Source organism: Streptomyces filamentosus, from assembly GCF_014654895.1.
Lineage (GTDB): Bacteria > Actinomycetota > Actinomycetes > Streptomycetales > Streptomycetaceae > Streptomyces > Streptomyces filamentosus.
The window spans coordinates 437,937-460,784 of sequence record NZ_BNBE01000001.1 but is presented as its reverse complement, the minus strand read 5'-3'; the positions used below and the strand labels follow the sequence as shown (position 1 = coordinate 460,784).

Genomic DNA, 22,848 nt, shown 5'->3' with positions numbered 1-22,848 from the left:
GGAAGGGTCCGCGTGAGTACGGCTACTCACCGGGGCCCGGCGCCGTACCCGCATCGGTCCGGGAGCCGCGTACCCGCTCCCGCGCCCGGTGGGGTCAGCGGGCCGCGCGTTCCCGGACGGTCTCCGCCCAGGCCGGGGGCTCGCCGGCCGGGCCGGGGGACTCGTGGCGACCGCCGCGCGCGAAGAAGTCGGCCAGGGGGAGTATCGCCGCGCCCACGGTGACCGCCTCCGGGCCGAGCATGCCCATGCCGATGGTGACCCGGGCCGCCGGGTACGCCAGGGCGTACGCGCGGGCGTGCTCCTCGACGGATGCCAGGAAACGGGCGCCGAGCAGCAGTCCGGCCCAGCCGCCGACGAGGATCCGCTCCGGCTGGAAGAGGTTCACGAGGTCGGCGAAGCCGGCGCCCAGGTACTCGGCGGTCTCCTCCAGGACGGCGAGCGCGGCCGGGTCCGGGGCGCCCTCCGAGGGATACGCGGCGGTCAGCAGCGCGGCGAGCGCGGTCTCCTCGTCGGCGCCCGCCGGGGGCTCGCCGCCGGCCTCCCGCCACCGCTCCAGGAGCGCCCCCGCGCCGGCGTACGCCTCCAGGCAGCCCCGGGCGCCGCAGCGGCAGCGCCGCCCCCGGACCCGCACCTTCAGGTGGCCCCACTCCAGCGCGCGCCCCGGCCCCAGCGGGTCGGTGGTCACGCAGGCGCCGACGCCGGAGCCGAAGAGGACCACGACGGCGCTCGCCGCGTCCCGGCCCGCGCCGAACCAGGTCTCGGCCTGGCCGAGGGTCTGGGCGCCGTTCTCGATCCGGTACGGCACCTCCGCCGGCAGGTCGACCGCCTCGCGCAGCAGCCGCTCCAGCGGCACCGCGTCCCAGCCGATCGTCTGCCCGTGCACCACCGCCCCGCCGCCCTCGGGGTGCTCGACGATGCCGGGGACGCCGACGCCGACGCCGAGGAGCGCCCCGGCGGGGACGTCCGCCTCCCGCAGCACCTCCGCGATGCCCTCGCGGACGTGGCCCACGACGACCCCGACGTCGTACCGCCCGCTCCCGGTCCCCGAGGGGGCCAGCGGGCGCTCGGCGCGGGCGAGCTCGGTGAGGGTGAGGTCGAAGAGCTCGATCCGGACCCGGGTCTCGCCGATGTCGACGCCGATCATGCGCCCCCCGGCGGGGGCGACGCGCAGCAGGATGCGGGGGCGCCCGCCGGCCGAGTCGACGCTGCCGGCCTCCTCGACGAGGCCCTCGGCGACCAGCTCCGCGACGACGTTGCTGATGGAGCCCGAGCTGAGCCCGGTGGCGGGGCCGAGCGAGAAGCGGCTCATGGGGCCGTCGAAGTAGAGCCGCCGGAGGACCGCGGTGCGGTTCTCGCGCCGCAGGTCCCGCACGGTCCGGCCGTTCGGTCTGGTCACTGGGCTCCTTCGCGGTGGTGGTCCGGCGGACGGTGGCGGTCCGTCCGGCGGGGTGGTTCGTCCGGGGCCGCTTCAGGCCCGGCGCAGCCCGCTGAGCAGCAGCTCGGCCAGCTGGTCGTACGCCTCCGCGTCCGCGAGGCCGGTGGCGGAGGCCACCTGGCGGCGCTGGATGCGGACCATGACGGAGGCGATGATGTCGGCGGCGAAGGCCACGTGGACCTCCCGGAAGACGCCGGCCCTGACGCCCTCCTCGATGATCTCCTTCACCCGGCCGGCGGCGGCCCGGGTGTTCCGCTCGTACACCTCGGCGGCGGGCTCGAAGGCGGCCACGTCGTCGAAGAAGCGCGGGGAGACCGGGGCCAGCTCGGCGGAGACGGCCCGCAGATAGGCGGCGAGCCGCTCGGCGGGCCCGGTCGCGGCGGCCAGGACGGCCTCCACCCGGGCCGTGGCGCGCCGGAAGAAGTGCACGACGGCGGCCCGGACCAGCTGCTCCTTGCTGCCGGCGAGGCCGTAGAGGGTGCGCTTGGAGCAGTGCAGGCGGGCGGCGAGGTCGTCCAGGGTCAGCCGGGCGAAGCCCTCGTCGACGAGCAGGGCGACCAGTTCCTCGAAGAGGGCGGAGCGGCGCGCCGCTCCGCGGCCCGTGAGCTTCGGGGCACCGGCGGCGGAGGTCTCGATCACCCGGACAGTATGCCGGGCCACTCGACCGGAGGGGTTACGTCCGCTCTCCGGTGCGCTATTTTTAGCGGTACTGGAGTACCCGTCCGAGTACCACTTTGCGCGCCGATGGAGTCGCCATGGATGTCGACCGCCTGCTTCCCACCCCCGAGGCGGCGGACCTCATCGCCCTCACCCGCGAGATCGCCGACCGCGAGCTCTCGCCCCGGGTGGACGCACACGAGGCCGCCGAGACCTATCCCGAGGGTCTCTTCGCCACGCTCGGCCGGGCCGGGCTGCTCGGCCTGCCCTACCCCGAGGAGTACGGCGGCGGCGGGCAGCCGTACGAGGTCTACCTCCAGGTCCTGGAGGAGCTCGCGGCCCGCTGGGCGGCCGTCGCGGTCGCCACCAGCGTCCACACGCTCGCCTGCCACCCGCTCTACGCCTTCGGCACCGACGCGCAGAAGGAGCGCTGGCTCCCCTCGATGCTGGAGGGCCGCCTCGTCGGCGGCTACAGCCTCTCCGAGCCGCAGGCCGGCTCGGACGCCGCCGCCCTCGCCTGCAAGGCCGAGCGGCAGGAGGACGGCGGCTACCGGATCACCGGCACCAAGGCGTGGATCACCCACGGCGGCAGGGCCGGCTTCTACGCCCTCTTCGCCCGCACCGCCCCCGGCGGCCACGGCGTCTCCTGCTTCCTCGCCCCCGGCGAGGCCGAGGGCCTCTCCTTCGGCGCCCCCGAGCGCAAGATGGGCCTCCAGGCGGTCCCCACCACCTCCGCCTACTGGGACGGCGCCCTCATCGAGGAGGACCGCCTGATCGGCACCGAGGGCCAGGGCCTCCAGATCGCCTTCAGCGCCCTCGACAACGGCCGCCTCGGCATCGCCGCCTGCGCCACCGGCCTCGCCCAGGCCGCCCTGGACGCCGCCGTCGACTACGCCAACCAGCGCACCACCTTCGGCCGCCGCATCGTCGACCACCAGGGCCTCGGCTTCCTCCTCGCCGACATGGCCGCCGCCGTCGACGCGGCCCGCGCCACCTACCTGGACGCCGCCCGCCGCCGCGACCTCGGCCGCCCCTTCAGCCGCCAGGCCAGCGCCGCCAAGCTCATCGCCACCGACACCGCCATGAAGGTCACCACGGACGCCGTCCAGGTCCTCGGCGGCTACGGCTACACCCGCGACTTCCCCGTCGAGCGCTACATGCGCGAGGCGAAGATCATGCAGATCTTCGAGGGCACGAACCAGATCCAGCGGCTGGTCATCAGCCGGGGGCTGGCCCGCCCGGAGAAGTAGCGGCGGGCGGAGGGGAATCCTCCGCCTACCATGATCCCCTTTGGCGGGCGCCACCGCGGCGCCCGCCCTTTCCGTGGGGGGATCCATGAGGAAGACACTGGTCGCCGGCGCGCTGGCGATGGTCGCGCTGCTGACGAACGTCACCGGAGCGGCGGCCTCGGCGCAGGCGGAACCGGAGGCCGTGACGTACACGGCGTGGACCTGGAACATATCGGGCCACAAGATGAACCAGGGCCGGACCGACAACGGCCTGGTCGAGGAGGCGGTGGGCTCGATCAGGCGGGCCGAGAACGCCGTGGACTTCGTCTCGTTCAACGAGATCTGCCACAGCCAGTACCGGAGCATCCGGACGGCCCTGGCGAGCTGGAACCCGGACAACCCGAGCTACGCCCGCTTCCAGGAGTCCATACCGGCGGGCAGCCGGGACGACGGGCCGGGCCACGCGTCGATCTGCGGCGGCGAGTCCTTCGGCAAGGCGATCTTCAGCCGGCACGAGCTCGGCAAGGCCGAGTACCGCACGTTCGCGCAGGAGAGCGGCCTCTTCTACCTCTCCGCCGACGACGTCCTCCACCCGGTGACCAACGGGCTGCTCTGCGCCCCGCTGGTCGACCGGCCGAACATGAAGTTCTGCTCGGTCCACATCAGCCCGGTCTCCCGCGCCGCGACGCCGACGGAGGAGGCGAAGCCGTACGGCTACCGACAGCTGGCCGAACTGCGCGGCGTGCTCGACGGGTTCGCCGCCGCGGGGCAGACGTACATGGTGGCCGGCGACTTCAACGCCGAGCCGTACGACGGGCGGCTCAACCAGCTCTACGCCAAGGGGGTCGCGGCGGCCGAGCCGAAGTTCAGCGAGGACAACTACGGCGCGCACCGCGAGCTCGACGACCTGGGCGGCTCCTGCCCCGGGTACGGCGAACCGACCTCGAACACCCCCGAGACCGGTCTGCGCTGCGGTCTGCCGCTGGTCAAGATCGACATGATCTTCGTCCGCGCGGACCGGCTCGCCTCGGGCGACTACACGGCCGACGCCAGGACCACCCCGGACTGCACGGCGATCAGGAACGGCGTGCTCGTCCCGGGAACCACCGCCCCCTGCTCCGACCACCGGGTGCTGATCGGCCGGGCGACCCTCCTCGTCGACCCGCCGGCCGCCGTGTAGGGACGGGTCCGGCGGACACGCGATCACCACGGACCTGACATATCCGTGGTGATTTCGTGTTGAACAACTTCAGGCGTATGCTCGGGGGAGCCACCCCGGTTCGCCTGTGTTCCCCCGTTTCAGGCGCACCGGGGTTCGGCGTTCTCCGGGGCCCGTCGCCGCGGCCGCCCCCGGGACGGCCGCCGGTCTGCTACCGGGCCAGGGCCGCCACGCCCGCGCGGGCGAACTCCTCGTCCAGGTCGCCCGACGGGGCGCCGGCCACGCCGATGCCCGCGACCGGGGCGCCCTCGGCGGTGACCGGGGCGCCGCCGCCGAGGAAGAGGGTGCCGGGGATGTCCTTGAGGTTCGGCGCCTGGGCGAGCCGCTTCGCGAGCTCCGAGGTCGGGGCGTTCCACGCCACGGCGGTGTACGCCTTCCGCTCCGCCGACTCGTAGGACTGCGGGCCCGCGCCGTCGCCGCGCAGGGTGACGACGGTGTTGCCGTCGCGGTCCACGACGGCGACCGTGACGCGCTGGTTCTCCGCCTCGGCGGCGTCCAGCGCGGCCTTCGCCGCCTTCGTCGCCGCGGCGACCGTCAGGTGGGTGGTGGCGGTCGTGGTCCCGTTCTTCGCCTCGGTGACGGCCGCGGGGGCCGCGGCCGTGTCCCCGCCTCCGGCGCTCGCGGAGTAGGCGCCGACGCCGGCCAGGCCGAGGGCGACGATCGCGCCGCCGGTCATCAGACGGGTGCGGTGGGCCTTCTTCACGTGCTTCATGGGGATGTCGCTCCACGGGTCGGGGACGGAAGATCGACTGACGCCTCATCCTCCGGCCGCTTCCGGGTCCCGGCGGTCGGCGCACCGGCTGCGAGCCGCGCGCGGATCGGCCGACCCCGGGGTCCGCCGATCGGATGACCCCCGTCCCGCGCGGGCCGGGAACGGGGTTCTATGGTGGCGGCGCAGACCGCGCGGACCGCGCGGTCCTCCCGCGGGGACGCGCCCCCGGCCGGACGGCCAACCCGCCGGCGGGGTCACCCGCACGACACGAACGAGGAGTTCCATGGACATCGCCGGCTCCGCCGCTCTCGTCACCGGCGCCGCCTCCGGGCTCGGCGCCGCCACGGCCGCCGCGCTCGCCGCCCGCGGCGCCACCGTCTACGGGCTCGACCTGGACAAGGCGGTCGCCGCCGCGGGGGAACTCCCCGAGGGCGTGCGGCTGCTCGCCGCCGACGTCACCGACGAGGACCAGGTCCGCGCCGCGCTCGCGGAGGCCGACGCCGACGGGGCGGAGCTGCGCCTCGCGGTGAACTGCGCCGGCATCGCCCCCTCGGCCCGCGTCCTGGGCCGCAAGGGCCCGCACGACCTCGACCTGTTCCGCGCCGTCCTGAACGTCAACCTGATCGGCACGTTCAACGTGATGCGGCTCGCCGCCGAGGCGATCGCCCGCCACGAGCCCGACGCGCACGGCCAGCGCGGCCTCGTCGTCAACACCGCCTCCATCGCCGCCTTCGAGGGCCAGGTCGGGCAGATCGCGTACGCCGCCTCCAAGGCGGGCGTGGCCGGCATGACCATCACCGCCGCCCGCGACCTCGCCCAGTACGGCATCCGGGTCGTCACGGTCGCCCCCGGCATCGTCGACACCCCGATGATGGCGGGCTTCAGCGAGGAGATCCGGTCCGGGCTCGCCGCGGGCGTCACCTTCCCCCAGCGCCTGGCGCGCCCGGAGGAGTACGCCCGGCTCGTCACCATGATCGTCGAGCACGACTACCTCAACGGCGAGACGATCCGGATGGACGGCGCGCTGCGGATGGCGGCCCGCTGACCCCACCACCCGGCAGAGCACTCGGTGTCGGAAAATTCCGGCACCGAGTGCCGCACGAGGCGGTTCCGAATGTTAGGTTCGTGGCATGGCAGCAGCGGCGACGAACCCCCCGAGCACCCCGAAGCCCGCGATGCGGGACTCCCTCATCGCCGCGGCCTTCCAGCTCTTCCTGGAGCGGGGCTACGAGCAGACCACCGTCGACGACATCGTCACCCTCGCGGGCGTCGGCCGGCGCTCCTTCTTCCGCTACTTCCCGTCGAAGGAGGACGTGGTCTTCCCCGACCACGAGCAGTGCCTCGACGACATGACCCGCTTCCTCGCCGCGAGCGCCGACTCCGACGACCCGGTGACCCGGGTCTGCGACGCCGCCCGCCTGGTCATGCGGATGTACGCGGAGAACCCCACCTTCTCCGTCCAGCGCTACCGCCTCACCCGTGAGGTCGCGGGGCTGCGCACCTACGAGCTCTCCGTCGTCTGGCGGTACGAGAAGACCCTCGGTGACTACCTGCGCACCCGCTGGGCCGACCGCAAGGACGGCACCCTGCGGGCCAACGTGGCCGCCGCGGCCGTCGTCGCCGCCCACAACCACGCCCTGCGCCGCTGGCTGCGCTCGGGCGGCGAGGGCGAGCCGCTGGAGGAGGTCGACCGCGCCCTGGAGTTCGTCCGCGCCACCTGGAGCCCGGACGCCGCGGCGGGCACCGGGGGCGACCCCGCGGGGGAGGGGGCCGAGGACGTGGTCGTCGTCATCACCCGGCGGTCCACCCCGATGTGGCGCGTGGTGCGCGAGGTGGAGTCGAGCCTCGGCGAGGGCTGAGAGGGTTCTCAGTATCTCAATTCAAGGGAACTCAGGTCTTTCTTTGCTGGCACTGAGTGCCATATCTTGGGGCTCATGCACGGTCGAGCCGCCGAGTGCGAGGAGAAGGCATCGTGTTCCACACGGGACTGAGGACCCCCGGCGCCGTCCGGACCGAGGAATCGGCCGCCGGCACCGATCTCTACTTCCAGCGCTGCGCCTGGTGCCACACCACCACCTTCCAGCGCCTGCTCTGTCCGACCTGCGGGTCGACCGACCTGTCCCCCCAACTCAGCGAGGGCGAGGGCGTGATCACCGTCCGCCGGGCCCACACCGCCGCCGATGCGGACCTCTGGCCGGTGCACATGGCCGAGGGCTTCGTCGTCCGCTGCCGGGTCGACGGGCCGCCGCACGCGGTGCGCCCGGGCGTCCGGGTCAAGCTCGCGAGCGCCGCGGACACCGGGCGCAGGCCGGTCGTCCGGCTCTGCGAGGAGGTCCCGCTGGACGGCTGGATCTGAACGCGCACGCACGGGAGGGGGGTGGCACTCTGTGCCACCCCCCTCCCGTGCGTGCGGGGCGCGTCAGCGGGAGCCGATCTCCTCGGTGAGCTGCGGCAGCACCTCGAAGAGGTCGCCGACCACGCCGTAGTCGACCAGGTCGAAGATCGGGGCCTCGGGGTCCTTGTTGACCGCGACGATCGTCTTGGACGTCTGCATGCCGGCCCGGTGCTGGATCGCGCCGGAGATGCCCGCCGCGACGTACAGCTGCGGCGAGACCTGCTTGCCGGTCTGGCCGACCTGGTTGGAGTGCGGGTACCAGCCGGCGTCGACGGCGGCGCGGGAGGCGCCGACGGCCGCGCCGAGCGAGTCGGCCAGCTTCTCGACGACCTCGAAGCCCTCGGCGGCGCCGACGCCGCGACCGCCCGAGACCACGATGGCGGACTCGGTCAGCTCCGGGCGGCCGGTGGAGACGCGGGCGGTGCGGGAGACGACCTTCGCCGCGTTGCCGCCGAAGGCCACGGTGACGTTCTCGACCGTGCCGGCGGCCGGGGCGGCCTCCGGGGCGGCGGAGTTCGGCTTGACCGTGATGACCGGGACGCCGTGCGAGACGCGGGACTTCACCGTGTACGAGGCGGCGAAGACCGACTGCGTGGCGACCGGGCCCTCGGCGCCGGCCTCCAGCTCGACGGCGTCGGTGATGAGGCCGGAGCCGAGGCGGAGCGCGACGCGGGCCGCGATCTCCTTGCCCTCGCCGGAGGAGGTCACCAGGACGGCGGCCACCTCCTTCTCCTTGGCGATCTGCGCGAGCGCGTCGACCTTGGGGACGACGAGCCGCTCGGCGAACTCGGCGCCGTCCGCGACGTACACGGTGGCCGCGCCGTACTCGGCGGCGGTGGCGGCGACGGAGGCGGCGGCCTCGCCGGCGCCGAGGACGACCGCGGACGGCTCGCCCAGGCGGCGCGCCAGGGTGAGCAGTTCGAGGGCCGGCTTGCGGACCGCACCGTCGGCGTGGTCCACGAGAACCAGGATCTCAGCCATGATTCCTTGCTCCTGAGGTGGGGTGACGGGCGGTCAGATGAACTTCTGGGCGGCGAGGAAGGCGGCCAGCTGCTTGCCGCCGTCGCCGTCCTCGTTCGTGACGATCGTGCCCTGGGTGCGGGCCGGGCGGGCGTCGGCCGTCTCGACCAGCGTCCAGGAGCCGGCCAGGCCGACCTCGTCCTCGTCGATGTCCAGGTCGTCGAGCTCCAGCTCCTCGACCGGCTTCTTCTTCGCGGCCATGATCCCCTTGAAGGAGGGGTAACGGGCCTCGCCGGACTGGTCGGTGACCGAGACGACGGCCGGCAGCGGGGCCTCCACGAACTCGGTCGCGGCGTCGCCGTCACGGCGGCCCTTGACCACGCCGTCCTCCACCGACACCTCGGAGAGGAGGGTGGCCTGGGGCAGGTCGAGGCGCTCGGCGAGCAGTGCGGGGAGCACGCCCATGGTGCCGTCGGTCGACGCCATGCCGCAGACGACCAGGTCGAAACCGGTCTTCTCCAGGGCCTTGGCGAGGACGGCGGAGGTGGCGATGACGTCGGAGCCGTGGATGGCCTCGTCGTTGACGTGGACGGCCTTGTCGGCACCCATCGACAGCGCCTTGCGCAGGGCGTCCCTGGCGTCGTCCGGACCGACGGTGACGACGGTCACCTCGGCGTCGTCGGCCTCCTCGGAGATCCGCAGCGCCTGCTCGACCGCGTACTCGTCCAGCTCCGAGAGGAGCCCGTCGACCTCGTCGCGGTCGACCGTCAGGTCGTCGGCGAAACCGCGGTCACCGGTGGCGTCGGGAACGTACTTCACACAGACGGCGATCCTCAGGGTCACGGCCTGTCTCCTTTCAACGGGCTGATGGTTACGGGAGGTTGCGGGCCATGACGATGCGCTGGACCTGGTTGGTGCCTTCGTAGATCTGGGTGATCTTGGCGTCGCGCATCATGCGCTCGACGGGGTAGTCGCGGGTGTAGCCGTAGCCGCCGAGGAGCTGGACGGCGTCGGTGGTGACCTCCATGGCGACGTCGGAGGCGAAGCACTTGGCGGCGGCGCCGAAGAAGGTGAGGTCGCCGTCGGTGCGCTCGGATTTGGCGGCGGCGGCGTAGGTGAGCTGGCGGGCGGCCTCGAGCTTCATGGCCATGTCGGCGAGCATGAACTGGATGCCCTGGAAGTCGGCGATGGGCTTGCCGAACTGCTTGCGTTCCTTGACGTAGCCCTTGGCGTAGTCGAGGGCGCCCTGGGCGATGCCGATGGCCTGGGCGGCGATGGTGACGCGGGTGTGGTCGAGGGTCTTCATGGCGGTGGCGAAGCCGGTGCCCTCGGCGCCGATCATGCGGTCGGCGGGGATGCGGACGTTGTCGAGGTAGACCTCGCGGGTCGGGGAGCCCTTGATGCCGAGCTTCTTCTCCGGGGCGCCGAAGGAGACGCCCTCGTCGGACTTCTCCACGACGAAGGCGCTGATGCCCCTGGAGCGCTTGTCGGGGTCGGTGACGGCCATGACGGTGTAGTACTCGGAGACGCCGGCGTTGGTGATCCACCGCTTGACGCCGTCGAGGACCCAGAAGTCGCCGTCGCGGACCGCGCGGGTCTTCATGCCGGCCGCGTCGGAGCCCGCGTCGGGCTCGGACAGGGCGTAGGAGAACATCGCCTCGCCGGCGGCGAGCGGGGCGAGGTACTTCGCCTTCAGCTCCTCCGACCCGGACAGGATCACCGGGAGCGAGCCCAGCTTGTTCACCGCCGGGATCAGCGACGACGACCCGCACGCGCGGGCGACCTCCTCGATCACGATCACCGTCGCCAGCGCGTCCGCGCCCGCACCGCCGTAGCTCTCCGGGACGTGGACCGCGTGCAGGTCGTTCGCGACCAGCGCGTCCAGGGCCTCCTGCGGGAACCGGCCCTCCTCGTCCACCGCCGCCGCGAACGGGGCGATCTTCGCCTCCGCCAGCGCACGCACCGACTCCCGGAGCATCTCGTGCTCCTCGGAGGTCCGGTACAGGTCGAAGTCCTTGCCCATGGTCTCGAGCTCCCTGGAAATGCTTGTGGCACCTGGCTGTGGCACCCGGAATCATCCACGGCACCGTTTATGGCACTGAGTACCCTCAGCAAAACACACTCAGTGCCATGACGCCAGAGCGCCCCGGCGGCGGGGTGCCGTCGGGGCGCTGGAAGAACCATCCGGTCTGTTTTCGGGAAGCCGGGAGAGCGGCCGGGTTAACCCTCGGTATCTGTCAGGTCGGCGTCCCGGCGGAGCCGGTGGGCCGTGTACTCGGCGGCCAGCGAGGCCGCCCGCTCGGCCGACATGTCGAGCTCCAGCAGCACCGCGGGCGTGCAGATCGACGGGATCAGCGTCCGCAGGAGGACCCTCGTCCGGTGCGTCAGGTCGTTGCGGTCGCACACGATGGCCGACATGGTCTGGATCCCGGCGTAGGCGCCGGAGAAGAGCTCGGCCGTGTCCATCAGGTCGACGTGGTGCAGCAGCTCGCCCCGCGCCCGCGCCACCGTGAGGATGTCGGCGACCTGCGCGACCCACGCCTGGAAGGGCGCGGCCCGGTCGATGCTGACCGCGCCGCTGTCCATGGCCAGGGCCACGCTCGCTTGCACCAGCGGATCGCCCTGGAGCCGGTGGGCCAGCAGGAAGCCCTGGTCTATGAGTTCCTGGAGCTTGACGGGCTGCTCGGGCAGCGGTTCGTCGAGCATCTGGGCGGCGAGCACGCCCAGCGCGACTTCTTCCTTGGACGCAAAGTGGAAATACAGCGCCCCCTTCGTCACCCCGGCACGCGCGAGGATCTCGCCGATGGTCGCCCGCTCGTAGCCACGCTCCGCGAAGACCCCGGCGGCGGCCTCGAGGATCGCCTGCCGGGTTCGGATGGCACGCGCCTGCTGCGCCAAAGGGCCCTCCCGCAATCTCACTGTGTGCTGCCGCCGTGTGACGCCGAGCGTTGAAAAAGAAACCGGAACGTACGTACTCTACGCCGGGCCAGGTACGGTGCCCGGGGAGAGGGACGCGGGGGGAAGCCATGGACCGGCAGGAGCGAGGAGTCGTTATGGGCGTCCCGGGCGAGTTCGTCCACCGCTCCGATCCCGCCGACATCATCCCCACCGACTGGACCCAGCTCCGGGAGAATCGCTTCTCCATATCCGCCGCATGGCCCGCGGCCCACCCCTTCTTCTCCCCGGTCGGCGACCGGCACGACCCGGTCCTCGTCGCCGAGACGATACGACAGGCCACCATGCTCGTGGCGCACGCCGAGCTCGGGGTGCCGGTCGACTCGCAGTTCGTCCTCCGGGAGCTGTCCTACGACGCCGACCCCGCCGCCCTCGTCGTCGACGGCCGCTCCTCCGAGGTCACCGTCGACGTCGTCCTCTCCGACCTGCGGGGGAGCGGCCGGAACCTGCGCAGCCTGCGCACCACGACCGTGCTCACCCGGGGCGGCACCCTCCTCGCTACCGGGGGCGGCCTCGCCGGCTGCACCTCGGCGCCCGCCTACCGCAGGATCCGTCACGTCCAGCTCGCCGAGCTCGGCGAGCCGGTCCCCCTGACCGCGGGCGTCGCCCCGCGCACCGTCGGCCGGGAGCGCGACGAGGACGTCGTCCTGGGCCCCGGCATCCGGCCGAACCACTGGCGGCTGCGGGTCAACACCGCGCACCCCACCCTCTTCCGCCGCCCCAACGACCACGTGCCGGGCATGCTCCTCCTGGAGGCGGCCCGCCAGGCGGCCCAGGCGATCGCCGGGCCCGGCGTCCCCTTCCTCCCCTCCGTCCTCGACGTGTCCTTCTCCCGCTACGCCGAGCTCCGCACGCCCTGCTGGATCGTCGCCGAGCGGATCCCGGACCGCGACCCCCTGGCGGTCGCGGTCCGCGTCGAGGGCCACCAGGACGGGAACCCCGTCTTCGGCTGCACCCTCGTCTCGCCCCCCGAAGCCGCCCTGCCCCCCGTCACCGCGTCCCCCCTCCCCGCGTTCGAGCGCCGGCTGGCGGGCTGACCCCTCCACCGCTCCCCGCACGCCCCCGCACCGACCGGAAGGACCATGGGAATCCGCATCCTCGTCACCGGCGCCACCGGCTTCATCGGCAGCCGGGTCGCCGCCGCGGCCGCCGCGCACCCGGACCTCGACCACGTCCGCCTGCTCGTCCGCGCCCCGGACCCGGCGGAACCGGCCGCCGCGGGCCCGGGGCGGCCCGGCAGGCCCGCCGTCGAGACCGTGCGGGGCGACCTCCGGGACCCCGCGAGCCTGCGCCGGGCCTGCGCCGGGGCGGACGCCGTCGTCCACTGCGCCTCCGCGATCGGCGGCGCCGAGGAGACGCTGCGGGCCGTCAACGAGCACGGCACCCGGGACCTCGTCGACGCCGCCGTACGGGCCGGGGTCCGGCGGATCGTCGCCCTCGGCACCGCCTCCGTGCACGGCCGCGGCCCCTTCCGGGCCGCGGCGCCCGACGCCCTCCCGCTCGCACCGGTCTCGGCGACCAGCCGGAGCCGGGCCGCGGGGGAGCGGTACGTGAGGGACGCCGGCGGCACCGTGCTGCGGCCGCACCTGGTCTACGGCACCGGCGACCGGTACGTCGTCCCCGGTCTCCTCCTGCTGCTCGCCGCGCTCCCCGGGCCGCTCGCCCGGACCGGCACGCTCCACTCGGCGGTCGAGGCGGGCAGCCTGGGGGACGCCCTGCTGGGCGCGGCGCTCTCCCCGGCGACCCGGCCGGGCGCGTACGGCCTCTCCCACCCCGACCCGGTCTCCGACGCCGAGCTGACCGCCGCCCTCGAACCCCTGCTGCCGGAGCGGGTACGGGCCTCCCGGGGGCCCGCCGTGGGGTTCGCCGAGGCCCGCGCGCTGCTCGCCGGGAACCCGGTGGCCGCCCACCACCTGGAGATGTTCGGCCTCGACCACTGGTTCGCCGACGAGCGTCCCTGGACGGACTTCGGGCGGGGGCCCGGACCCGGCTTCACCGCCGCCTTCCCCCGCCACCTGGACTGGTACCGGCGCCTCCTCGCCGCCCGCGGCTGAACCCGGCACCCCTTTTCCCCCTTCCCCACCACAGACGAGGCAGGACATGACCCCCATGGCGAGACTGGCAGGCAGGACCGCGGTCGTCACCGGCGCGAGCCGGGGCATCGGGAGGGGGATCGCCGAGCGGCTGGGCCGCGACGGGGCCCTCGTCGCCGTCCACTACGGAAACGACGGGGACGCCGCCGCGGCGACCGTGGCCGCCGTGGAGAAGGACGGCGGCCGGGCCTTCGCCTTCCGCGCCGAGCTGGACCGTCCCGACGCCGTCGACGTCTTCTACGCCGCGCTCGACCGGGGACTCGCCGGGGCGGGCGCCGGACGGGAGGTCGACATCCTGGTCAACAACGCGGGCGCCAGCGGCTCCGGCCGGCTCCACCAGCTCACCCCCGAGGTCTTCGACCGGCTCTTCGCCGTCAACGTGAAGGCCCCCCTCTTCCTCGTCCAGCGGGCCCTGGACCGCTTCCGCGACGGCGGCCGGATCGTCAACGTCTCCTCGCTCGTCTCCCGGAACGCCTACCCGGAGTCCGTCACCTACTCCATGACGAAGGGCGCGCTCGACACCATGACCCTGGCCCTCGCCAAGGAGCTGGGTCCGCGCGGGATCACCGTCAACACGGTCGCCCCCGGCTACGTCGCCACCGACATGAACGCCCGTCACCGGACGACCCCCGAGGCCGTCGCGGAGCTCGCCGCGCTCTCGGCCCTCGGCCGGGTCGGGACCCCCCAGGACATCGCGGACGTCGTCGCCTTCCTCGCCTCCGACGACGCCCGCTGGATCACCGGGCAGTACCTGGCGGCCGGGGGAGGGACGGGTCTGTGAGGCGGGGGCGCGTCTAAGGTGGGGGCACGATGACACGCTTCCGTGAGAGCGTCCGGTCCCTGCTGCGCGAGCAGGTCCTCGACGCCGCCTACGACCTCGTCGCGGCCGACGGCTGGGGCATGCTGCGCATGACCGCCATCGCGCGGGCGGCCGGGATCAGCCGCCAGACGCTCTACAACGAGTTCGGCTCGAAGGAGGCGATCGGCGGGGCGCTCGTGCAGCGGGAGCTGGAACGGTTCCTCCTCGGGATCCAGCGGGAGCTGGAGGCCCACCGGGGCCGGCTGGAGGCCGCCGCGCGGGCCGGGGTGGAGTACACCCTCCGGCAGGCCGCCGGCAATCCGCTGATCAAGAGCGTGCTGCTGGCCGCGCGGGACGGCTCGGACGGCGACCTCCTCGCCTATCTGACCACCCGCACCGAACCCGTCTTCGGCACGGCGATGACCCTGCTCGACGCGTACGCCGTCGAGGCGTGGCCCGACGTGGACGAGGAGTCGCGGGGGCTCGCGGTCGAGACCATCGTCCGGCTCACCGTGAGCCACATCGTCCAGCCGGTCGCCGCCCCGCAGGACTCGGCGCGGCGGATCGCCCGCGTCACCGCCCGGGTCGCCTACCCGGGCGGCCTCCCCCCGGCCTGACCGGGCACCCGGCCCGCGTCAGTCCCCGGCGGGCGCGGCGGCGTCCAGCGGTACGGCGGCGGAGAGCACCGTGCCCTCGCCGGGCGCCGACTCGACGGTGAGGGTGCCGCCGAGCTGCCGGGTCCGGGTGCGGATGGCCGGCAGGCCGTGGCCCCGCATCCCGTCGCCGTCGCCGTCGCGGAGGGCCGCCGGGTCGAAGCCCCGGCCGTCGTCGGCGACGTCGAGGACGACCTGGTCGTCGAGGTAGGTGAGGGTGAGCGCGGCGGTACGGGCGTCCGCGTGCTCGCGGACGTTCGCCAGCGCGCCCTGCGCGATCCGCAGCAGCGCCGACTGCACCCGGTCGGGCAGCCGCCGGGCCGGGACGCCCTCGACGTGGCAGCGGACGGCCAGCCCGTCGGTGGACTCCCGGCGGGCCAGGGTGCGCAGCGCCTTGTCCAGGCCGCCTCCGCTGGCGAGGTCGGCGGGGGCGAGGTCGTGGACGAAGCGGCGGGCCTCGGTGAGGTTGTGCTCGGCGATGGCGGTGGCGGCGCGCACGTGCCGGTGGGCCGTGTCGGGGTCCGTCCGCCAGGTGCGGTCGGCGGCCTGGAGGAGCATCTGCTGGCTGGACAGGCCCTGGGCGAGGGTGTCGTGGATCTCCATGGAGAGCCGCTGCCGCTCGGCGAGGGTGCCCTCGCGGCGCTCGGTGGCGGCGAGTTCGCGGCGGGTGCGGACGAGGTCCGCGATGAGCTCGCGCTGCCGCGCGGACTGCCGGTCCATGCGGACGAAGACGGCGACGCAGATGGCGGCGACGGCGGGCGGGCCGAGCAGGATGTCGAACTCGAGGCGTCCGGCCAGCCGCAGCTGGGCCGTGACCGACACCACCGTGAGCAGGCCGATGTAGCAGGCGGCGGCCGGCGGGCGCAGCCGGCGCAGCCCCAGGTAGAAGAGCGGGATCGAGCACCAGGCGAAGCTGGGCGCGAGGAAGACGAGGGCGACCCAGACCGCCGAGCAGGCGCCGAGCCAGGCGCTCTGCCGGACCCGGTCGCCCGCGACGGCGGGCTCCGCCACGTACAGCACGGCGAGGACGGCGGCGAGCGAGACCACCCAGGGGGCGATCCCCTCGCCGGTGTGCCGCATCAGGAAGCGGGTCAGGGAGGAGCCGAGGAGCAGGAAGAAGCCCAGGTGGAGCAGGGTCCGGAACCAGCGGGCGTCGTCGTCCGCCGCCCGCTCCTCCCACCGGGGCCCCGCCGTGTCCGTGCCGTCCCACCGCGCCATGCCGTGCCGTACCTCTCCGCCCGCTGATCGGATGAACGGAGCAAACCTCTCATACCGCCGGACGGCGTCCCTAGCCGACGTGCACGTGCGGGCGGCGGTCCCGGTCGGGCTCGGCCTCGCGCAGGACCTCGCGGGTGGTGGGGGCGACCTCGCCCCGGCCGAGGAGGAAGAAGCGGAAGAAGTTGGCGAAGGGGTTGCCCTCGGTCCACTCGAAGTAGATGTGCGGGCGGGTGCCGGTGAGGTCGCGGGAGTGCAGGAGGAGGGCGGCGAGGGCGTTGGGGACGGAGGAGGACTCGACGGTGAGGACCCGGTAGCGGTCGTGGAGGACCTCGCCGCGCACGGTCAGTCCGGCCTCGAACTCGGAGGGGTCGGTGACGGTGACCTCGATGAAGACGAAGTCGTCGGTGGGCGGCAGCTCGTTGTCGGCCCGGATCTGCTCGATCTTGTCGCGGTACTCGGCGACGTCCCGCCGGTCCGGTTCGTTGGCGATGAACCGGGGCGTGCGGTGGGAGATGTCGCGGATGAAGCGTTCCGCCATGTCGTCGAGCTCGACGTGGGTGACGCGCAGCTCGAAGGCGCGGCCGAGGCGGGAGAGGAGGGAGATGAGGATGATGCCGGCGATGAAGCAGGCACCGATCTTCACGCCGTCCGGGCGCTCGATGACGTTGACGACGGTGGTGTAGAGGAAGACGACCGAGATGGCGCCGAAGCCGACGGTCCAGCCGCGCTGGCCGGCCTTGCGGGCGGCGATGGTGACGGCGATGGCGGCCGAGCAGATCAGGACGAGGACGCCGGTGGCGTACGCGCCGCCCTGGGCGTCGACGTCCGCGTCGAAGATCCAGGTGACGAGGAAGGCGACGAGGGTGAAGACGATGACCATGGGGCGCACGGCCCGCGCCCAGTGCGGTGCCATGCCGTACTTGGGGAGGTAGCGCGGCATCAGGTTGAGCAGGCCCGCCATGGCGGAGGCGCCGGCGAACCACAGGATCGCGATGGTGGAGACGTCGTAGACGGTGCCGAAGGCGTTGCCCAGGTACTCGTGCGCGAGGTAGGCCAGCGCACGGCCGTTGGCCTTGCCGCCGGACTCGAACTCCTCGTGGGGGATGAGGACGGTGGTGATGAAGCTGGTGCAGATGAGGAAGACGCTCATGATGAGCGCGGCCGTGGTCAGCAGCTTCTTGGTGTCGCGGATCCGGCCGGTGGGCTTCGCCTCGGTGTCGTCGGGGTCGCCCTTGACGTGCGGCATGACGGCCACGCCGGTCTCGAAGCCGGACAGGCCGAGCGCCAGCTTGGGGAAGACGATCAGGGCGACGCCGATCATGACGAAGACGTTGCCGTGCTCCTGGGTCAGGGCGGCCGTCCAGTCGGTGACGACGTGCCCCTCGGTGATCACCTGCCACAGGCCGGTGACCACGACGACGGCGTTCAGCGCGAGGTAGGTCCCCACCAGGGCGACGGCGACGCCGATGGCCTCCAGGAAGCCCTTGAGGAAGACCGCGCCGAGCAGCGCGATCAGTATCAGGGTGATGATCACCTGCTTGTCGTGGAGGGCCGACTCCAGGTGCGGGTTCTCCACGAGGTGGGTGGAGGCGTCGGCCGCCGACAGGGTGATGGTGATGAGGAAGTCGGTGGCGGCGAAGCCGAGCAGGGTGAGGACGAACAGCTTGCCCTTCCAGAAGGACAGCAGCCGCGACAGCATCGCGATCGAGCCCTCGCCGTGCGGGGACTCCTCCGCCACCCGCCGATAGACCGGCAGCGCGCCCGCCAGCGTGACCAGCACGAGCACGACCGTGGCGACGGGGGAGAGCAGGCCGGCCGCGAGGGCGGCGATGCCGGGCTGGTAGCCGAGGGTGGAGAAGTAGTCGACGCCGGTCAGGCACATCACCCGCCACCAGGGCTGCCCCTGGTGCCCGGCGTCCGGGGCCGTCTCCTCCGGACGGGAGGGTCTGCCCCTGCCCATGTCGGACAGGCCCTCCAGCATCCACGCGCGCAGCCTGCTCGTACGCGTCTCGTGAGGGGTGGACATGGGTGCTCCCGGGCTGACTGGTGAGGGGTGGTCTCGGCCCGCCGACCGGCGGGCCGGGTCAGCGTAGGCAGAGGGAGGGCCCCCGATCGGCGCCAGCGCGTCAGGGAACCGTCAAGATCCCCCGGGCGCGCGTCGGATCCGTCACACGCCTCCCCTCCGTGACCGGACGGTGCCGCCTCACAGCCAGCCGTTGCGCCGGAAGCCCCGGTGGATGACGTAGCAGGCGACCGCGATCACCCCGAGGACCACCGGGTAGCCGTAGGTCCAGCGCAGCTCGGGCATGTGCTCGAAGTTCATGCCGTACACCCCGCACACCATCGTCGGCACCGCGACGATCGCCGCCCAGGCGGTGATCTTCCGCATGTCCTCGTTCTGCGCGACCGTGACCTGGGCCAGGTGCGCCTGGAGCACCGAGTCGAGCAGGGTGTCGTAGGAGGCGACCTGCTCGGTGACCCGGGACAGGTGGTCGGTGACGTCCCGGAAGTACGCCCGGATCTCCGGGTCGACCAGCGGCATCGGCCGGGTCGCCAGCTCCGTCAGCGGCCGGGACAGCGGGGCGACGGCCCGGCGCAGTTCCAGCAGCTCCCGCTTGAGCTGGTAGATCCGGCCGGCGTCCCGGCGGTCCGCCTGGTCGGAGAAGACCGCGTTCTCGATCGCGTCGAGGTCGGTCTGCACCGCGTCCGCGACGGCGAGGTAGTCGTCGACGACGTGGTCCGCCACGGCGTGCAGCACCGCCGAGGGCCCCTTGGCCAGCTGCTCCGGCACCGCCTCCAGGGCCTCGCGCAGCGGCCCGAGCGACCCGTGCCCGCCGTGCCGGATGGTGACGACGAAGTCGGGCCCGACGAAGGCCATCAGCTCGCCGGTGTCCACCACCTCGCTGGTGGCGGTCAGCTCCTCGTGCTCCACGTACCGGACCGTCTTCAGGACCGCGAACAGCACCCCGTCGTACTCCTCGACCTTGGGCCGCTGGTGGGCGTGGACGGCGTCCTCGACGGCCAGCGGGTGCAGTCCGAACAGCTCGGCCAGCACCGTCAGTTCCTTCTCCGCCGGCTCGTGCAGGCCGATCCAGACGAAGCCGTCCCCGGAGCGGCGCACGTACCGCAGCGCCTCCTCGGCGCCGACGGCGGCGCCCGGGGCCGTCCGCCGCACCCCGTCGGCGTACACCACGCAGTTGACGACCGCGCTGCCGAGCGGCGAGCGGGCCGGGTGGCTCAGGTCCACGGTCCGCCGGTAGGTCCGGCGGACGGCGGTGCGCAGGCGCTGGATCACGGACACGGTGGCACTCCTTCGGCAGGTCGCGGGCCAGTCTGCCACCGCACCCCGCGCGGACGGGCCGTTCCGGGAGGGTCCGGTACGGCTCCGGGGAGGGCGGCCGGGGGGAAGGGGCGCGGTCCGGGTCGGCGTCCCGAGGGGGCGGCGGCTCTGCTCCGGTCCGGAGGCGGCCCGGGGTGGCCCGGAGTGGCCCGGGGTGGCCCGTGGGTGGCGCGCCGGGGTCCGCCGGGAGTGCCGGATCGCGCCAATCCCGGGGGACGTCCGGGCGTCCGGGAGGGCCGGAATCATCCGTTTCGGCGCGGTGCGGGCCGGTGGCGCGGCGGGCGGGCGGGTGCCCGGGGCCGGCGGTGGCCCGTTCCCGTACGCCCGAGAACGGCCGGACTTCCGGGTTGTCCCCAGGGCCGCCCGGCCCTAGTGCCGTTGGCGGCCCGGCCGCCGTTGCCCATCATCGGTTCCGGACCGGGCCACCGGATCCGCACCGACCGTCCGCGCAGCGGCCGACCCGGCGGGGGACACACATGGAGAGCCGTTTCCACACCGGACGCCGACTCGCCCGCCTCGTCGCCGAGCGCACCGGCCGCCCCGAGCTGGGCCACGACGCCGACGTGGTCGCCCGCGTCCTGCCGTTCAAGGTGAGCGCCCACGTCGCCGACGTCCTCGTCGACTGGGGGCGCGCCCCCGACGACCCCCTCTACCGGCTGGTCATGCCGCACCGCGACATGCTGTCCCCGGCCGACTTCGCCGCCGTCGAGGCGGCCCTGCCCGACGAGGAGCGGCTGCGCCGGGTCGTCACCGGCATCCGCGAACGGCTCGCCCCGCCGCCGGAGGACCCGCCGGGCGGAGAGGACGGCCAGGGGCTCGAACACGTCTACCCCGACACCCTCCTCGTCCTCCCCCGCCAGGGCCAGACCTGCCACAGCCACTGCGGATACTGCTTCCGCTGGCCGCAGTTCACCGGCGAGCCCGGCGGCCGGCGGGCCGTCCACGGGCCCGGCGCGATGTGCGCCCACCTCGACCGCCACCCGGCGGTCACCGACGTCCTGCTCACCGGCGGCGACCCGCTCGTGATGCGCGCCGACGTCCTCGCCGACTACCTCGCCCCGCTCACCGGCCGCCGCCACGGGCACGTCCGCACCGTCCGGATCGGCACCAAGGCCGTCTCCTTCGCGCCGGAGCGCTTCCTCACCGCGCCCGACGCCGACGACCTGCTCCGCCTCCTCGACGGGGTCGTCCGCTCCGGCCGCCACCTCGCCCTCATGCTGCACGTCACCCACCCCCGCGAGCTGGAACCCGGCCCGGCCCGCCGGGCGCTGCGCCGGCTGCACGCCACCGGCGCCGTGCTGCGCACCCAGGCGCCCGTCGTCCGGCACGTCAACGACGACCCCGCCGTCTGGGCCCGGATGTGGCAGGAGCAGGTCGAACTCGGCCTGGTGCCCTATGACATGTTCGTGGCGCGGGACACCGGGCCCCGCCGCTACTACGGGCTGCCGCTGGTCAGGGTCCTCGGCGTGTACACGGAAGCCTGCCGGCGCGTCTCGGGCCTGGCCCGGACGGCGCGCGGCCCGGTGATGGCGACCGGACTCGGGAAACTCGTCGTCGACGGGATCGCCCGGCTCCCGGACGGGCCCGCCTTCGCGCTGCGCGCGCTGCGCACCCGGGACCCGGAGCTGACGGGCACCCTCGCGCACGCCCGCTTCGACCCGACGGCCCGCTGGTGGAGCGACCTCGTGCCGTACGGGGAGCACGACCGGTGCCTGATCCCGGACCGCGGGCCGGGGCCGTGATCCCCGGCCACGGGCCCGGCCCGTGATCCCCGGCCACGGGCCGGGGCCGTGCGGGATCAGGCCGCCGGGGCCGGGCCGAGGACGCGGTCGAGGTACGGGTTGGCGAAGACGCCCGCCGGGTCGAGCGCGTCCCGCAGGGCCGTGAAGTCGTCGAACCGCTCGTAGCGGGGCCGCAGTTCGTCCGCGCCGAGGTCGTGCATCTTGCCCCAGTGCGGCCGGCCGCCGTAGGAGCCGAGGACCTCCCGGCAGGCGTCGAAGTACCGGCGGTACGGCATCCGGTGGTACTGGTGGAAGGCGACGTAGCAGCTCTCCCGGCCCTGCGCGGTGGAGAGCCAGATGTCGTCGGCGGCGGTGAAGCGCACCTCCAGCGGGAAGGACACCGGCTCCCCGTGGGCGTCGATCCAGCGCCGGATCTCCCGCAGTGCCTCGGCCGCGTGGGCGCGCGGGATCGCGAACTCGCCCTCGTGGAAGCGGACGTCGCGGACCGAGGCGAAGATCCGGTACGAGTGGTCGGTCCAGGTCCGGGAGGACATGGCGCGCGCCGCGAAGCGGGTGATGGGCGGCACCAGGCGCGGCACGCGGGTGCCGAGCCGGTTCAGCAGCTCGAAGCCGGGACCGCTCACGGCCTCGTCCAGGCGGCGGGAGAGGGTGCCCATGGGGGAGAGGGGGGTGTCGGCGGGCAGCCGGCGGAACCTGCGGGTGAGCGTGGTCTCGCTGTGCGGGAACCAGAAGAACTCGAAGTGGTCGTTCCCCTCCACGAGTTCGTCGATCCGGCCGAGGGTCTCGGCGACCGGCATCGACGCGTCGCGGGCGTGCAGGGCGTACAGCGGGACGGTCTGGAGCGTCACCTTCGTGATGATCCCGAGCGCGCCGAGCCCGACCCGCGCCGCCGCGAAGAGCTCGGGCCGCTCGTCCGCCGAACAGACCGTCACCGATCCGTCGGCCAGCACCAGTTCCAGGGCGCGGACCTGGGTGGCGATGCCGCCGAAGCGGATCCCGGAGCCGTGGGTGCCGGTGGAGATCGCGCCCGACACCGTCTGCCGGTCGATGTCGCCCATGTTCTCCAGGGCGAGGCCGTGCGAGGCGAGCAGCGGGTTCAGCTTCCACAGCGGCATGCCCGCGCCGACGGTGACGAGGCCGGTTTCAGGGTCCACCGCGTCCACGGCGTCGAGCCGGTCGAGCCGGAGCTGGACGTCGGGGGCGACGGCGATCGGGCTGAAGGAGTGGCCGGAGCCGATCGCCTTGACCCGCAGCCCGTCCCGTACCGCGTCCTTCACGGCGGCGGCCACGTCCTCGGTGCGGGCCGGACGCAGGACGCGCCGGGGCGCGGCCTCCTCGTTCCCGGCCCAGTTGCGCCAGACGCCGTTCTCGCTGCTGCTCATGCCGGGCGTTCCCTTCGGGGTCGGGGTCGAGGTGGGGGCCGGGGTCGGGATCGGATTCG

At 73.8% G+C, this 22,848-nt stretch carries 21 protein-coding genes; 10 read left to right on the top strand and 11 right to left on the bottom strand.

The features are described from left to right. Nucleotides 1-94 precede the first annotated feature (94 nt). Both IE326_RS02075 and IE326_RS02070 read right to left on the bottom strand, forming a co-directional pair. Nucleotides 95-1,396, bottom strand: a complete 1,302-nt coding sequence (locus tag IE326_RS02075) for an ROK family transcriptional regulator (protein WP_150235660.1) — start codon at nt 1,394-1,396, stop codon at nt 95-97. Between the two features lie 72 nt (nt 1,397-1,468). After that, the gene (locus tag IE326_RS02070; protein WP_190040665.1) at nt 1,469-2,074 is read right to left on the bottom strand and encodes a TetR/AcrR family transcriptional regulator; all 606 of its coding nucleotides are present in this window, start codon (nt 2,072-2,074) and stop codon (nt 1,469-1,471) included. A gap of 116 nt (nt 2,075-2,190) precedes the next feature. Here IE326_RS02070 and IE326_RS02065 point away from each other — a divergent pair, with 116 nt between their 5' ends. After that, a complete protein-coding gene (locus tag IE326_RS02065; RefSeq protein ID WP_190040664.1) occupies nt 2,191-3,342 on the top strand; it encodes an acyl-CoA dehydrogenase family protein in 1,152 nt (383 codons plus the stop codon). Nucleotides 3,343-3,427: 85 nt separating this feature from the next. Beyond that, nucleotides 3,428-4,501 (top strand): endonuclease/exonuclease/phosphatase family protein, encoded by a 1,074-nt coding sequence (locus IE326_RS02060; protein WP_190040663.1) that lies wholly within the window; start codon nt 3,428-3,430, stop codon nt 4,499-4,501. Nucleotides 4,502-4,691: 190 nt separating this feature from the next. On the opposite strand, the gene IE326_RS02055 is transcribed toward IE326_RS02060, so the two are convergent. Beyond that, entirely contained in the window at nt 4,692-5,252 is a 561-nt protein-coding gene (locus tag IE326_RS02055) for a GlcG/HbpS family heme-binding protein (RefSeq protein ID WP_190040662.1), read from the bottom strand. Between the two features lie 283 nt (nt 5,253-5,535). Between IE326_RS02055 and IE326_RS02050 the strand changes: the two genes are divergently transcribed. The 3 genes from IE326_RS02050 (at nt 5,536) to IE326_RS02040 (ending at nt 7,608) form a co-directional block, all read left to right on the top strand. Continuing rightward, on the top strand, nt 5,536-6,297 hold the full coding sequence (locus IE326_RS02050) for an SDR family NAD(P)-dependent oxidoreductase (RefSeq protein ID WP_150235651.1): 762 nt from the start codon (nt 5,536-5,538) through the stop codon (nt 6,295-6,297). A gap of 85 nt (nt 6,298-6,382) precedes the next feature. Continuing rightward, nucleotides 6,383-7,111: a TetR/AcrR family transcriptional regulator gene (locus IE326_RS02045; RefSeq protein WP_150235649.1), complete on the top strand. Its 729-nt coding sequence runs from the start codon at nt 6,383-6,385 to the stop codon at nt 7,109-7,111. A 113-nt stretch (nt 7,112-7,224) separates the two neighbouring features. Continuing rightward, nucleotides 7,225-7,608: a Zn-ribbon domain-containing OB-fold protein gene (locus IE326_RS02040; RefSeq protein ID WP_150235647.1), complete on the top strand. Its 384-nt coding sequence runs from the start codon at nt 7,225-7,227 to the stop codon at nt 7,606-7,608. A gap of 63 nt (nt 7,609-7,671) precedes the next feature. On the opposite strand, the gene IE326_RS02035 is transcribed toward IE326_RS02040, so the two are convergent. From IE326_RS02035 to IE326_RS02020, 4 genes are all read right to left on the bottom strand, one after another. Beyond that, nucleotides 7,672-8,628, bottom strand: coding sequence for an electron transfer flavoprotein subunit alpha/FixB family protein (locus tag IE326_RS02035; RefSeq protein ID WP_190040661.1), 957 nt, complete (start codon nt 8,626-8,628; stop codon nt 7,672-7,674). Nucleotides 8,629-8,661: 33 nt separating this feature from the next. Next, on the bottom strand, nt 8,662-9,450 hold the full coding sequence (locus IE326_RS02030) for an electron transfer flavoprotein subunit beta/FixA family protein (RefSeq protein ID WP_150235643.1): 789 nt from the start codon (nt 9,448-9,450) through the stop codon (nt 8,662-8,664). A 28-nt stretch (nt 9,451-9,478) separates the two neighbouring features. Continuing rightward, complete coding sequence (locus IE326_RS02025) at nt 9,479-10,630, bottom strand: acyl-CoA dehydrogenase family protein (protein ID WP_150228467.1); 1,152 nt, start codon at nt 10,628-10,630, stop codon at nt 9,479-9,481. Nucleotides 10,631-10,827: 197 nt separating this feature from the next. Beyond that, nucleotides 10,828-11,505 carry a ScbR family autoregulator-binding transcription factor gene (locus IE326_RS02020; RefSeq protein ID WP_150235641.1) on the bottom strand — a complete coding sequence of 226 codons (678 nt, stop codon included), beginning with the start codon at nt 11,503-11,505 and terminating at the stop codon, nt 10,828-10,830. Between the two features lie 155 nt (nt 11,506-11,660). On the opposite strand from IE326_RS02020, the gene IE326_RS02015 reads away from it, so the two are divergent. From IE326_RS02015 to IE326_RS02000, 4 genes are read left to right on the top strand one after another with little or no spacing between them, the layout of a single operon-like run. Then, entirely contained in the window at nt 11,661-12,599 is a 939-nt protein-coding gene (locus IE326_RS02015) for a ScbA/BarX family gamma-butyrolactone biosynthesis protein (protein WP_229915171.1), read from the top strand. Between the two features lie 45 nt (nt 12,600-12,644). Continuing rightward, nucleotides 12,645-13,616, top strand: a complete 972-nt coding sequence (locus tag IE326_RS02010; protein WP_190040660.1) for an NAD-dependent epimerase/dehydratase family protein — start codon at nt 12,645-12,647, stop codon at nt 13,614-13,616. Nucleotides 13,617-13,671: 55 nt separating this feature from the next. Further along, entirely contained in the window at nt 13,672-14,436 is a 765-nt protein-coding gene (locus IE326_RS02005; RefSeq protein WP_150235635.1) for a glucose 1-dehydrogenase, read from the top strand. A gap of 29 nt (nt 14,437-14,465) precedes the next feature. Further along, the gene (locus tag IE326_RS02000; protein ID WP_150235633.1) at nt 14,466-15,071 is read left to right on the top strand and encodes a TetR/AcrR family transcriptional regulator; all 606 of its coding nucleotides are present in this window, start codon (nt 14,466-14,468) and stop codon (nt 15,069-15,071) included. A gap of 18 nt (nt 15,072-15,089) precedes the next feature. Here IE326_RS02000 and IE326_RS01995 read toward each other — a convergent pair whose 3' ends face one another. The 3 genes from IE326_RS01995 to corA all read right to left on the bottom strand — a co-directional run bounded on the left by IE326_RS01995 (nt 15,090) and on the right by corA (nt 19,620). Then, nucleotides 15,090-16,325, bottom strand: coding sequence for a sensor histidine kinase (locus IE326_RS01995; protein ID WP_190040659.1), 1,236 nt, complete (start codon nt 16,323-16,325; stop codon nt 15,090-15,092). Nucleotides 16,326-16,395: 70 nt separating this feature from the next. Next, complete coding sequence (locus IE326_RS01990) at nt 16,396-18,351, bottom strand: APC family permease (RefSeq protein WP_190040658.1); 1,956 nt, start codon at nt 18,349-18,351, stop codon at nt 16,396-16,398. Nucleotides 18,352-18,528: 177 nt separating this feature from the next. Then, nucleotides 18,529-19,620, bottom strand: coding sequence for a magnesium/cobalt transporter CorA (corA, locus tag IE326_RS01985; protein ID WP_150236278.1), 1,092 nt, complete (start codon nt 19,618-19,620; stop codon nt 18,529-18,531). A 521-nt stretch (nt 19,621-20,141) separates the two neighbouring features. On the opposite strand from corA, the gene IE326_RS01980 reads away from it, so the two are divergent. Continuing rightward, nucleotides 20,142-21,407 (top strand): KamA family radical SAM protein, encoded by a 1,266-nt coding sequence (locus tag IE326_RS01980; protein WP_190040657.1) that lies wholly within the window; start codon nt 20,142-20,144, stop codon nt 21,405-21,407. Between the two features lie 56 nt (nt 21,408-21,463). Here IE326_RS01980 and IE326_RS01975 read toward each other — a convergent pair whose 3' ends face one another. Further along, nucleotides 21,464-22,789 (bottom strand): D-arabinono-1,4-lactone oxidase, encoded by a 1,326-nt coding sequence (locus IE326_RS01975; protein ID WP_190040656.1) that lies wholly within the window; start codon nt 22,787-22,789, stop codon nt 21,464-21,466. Nucleotides 22,790-22,848 lie beyond the last annotated feature (59 nt).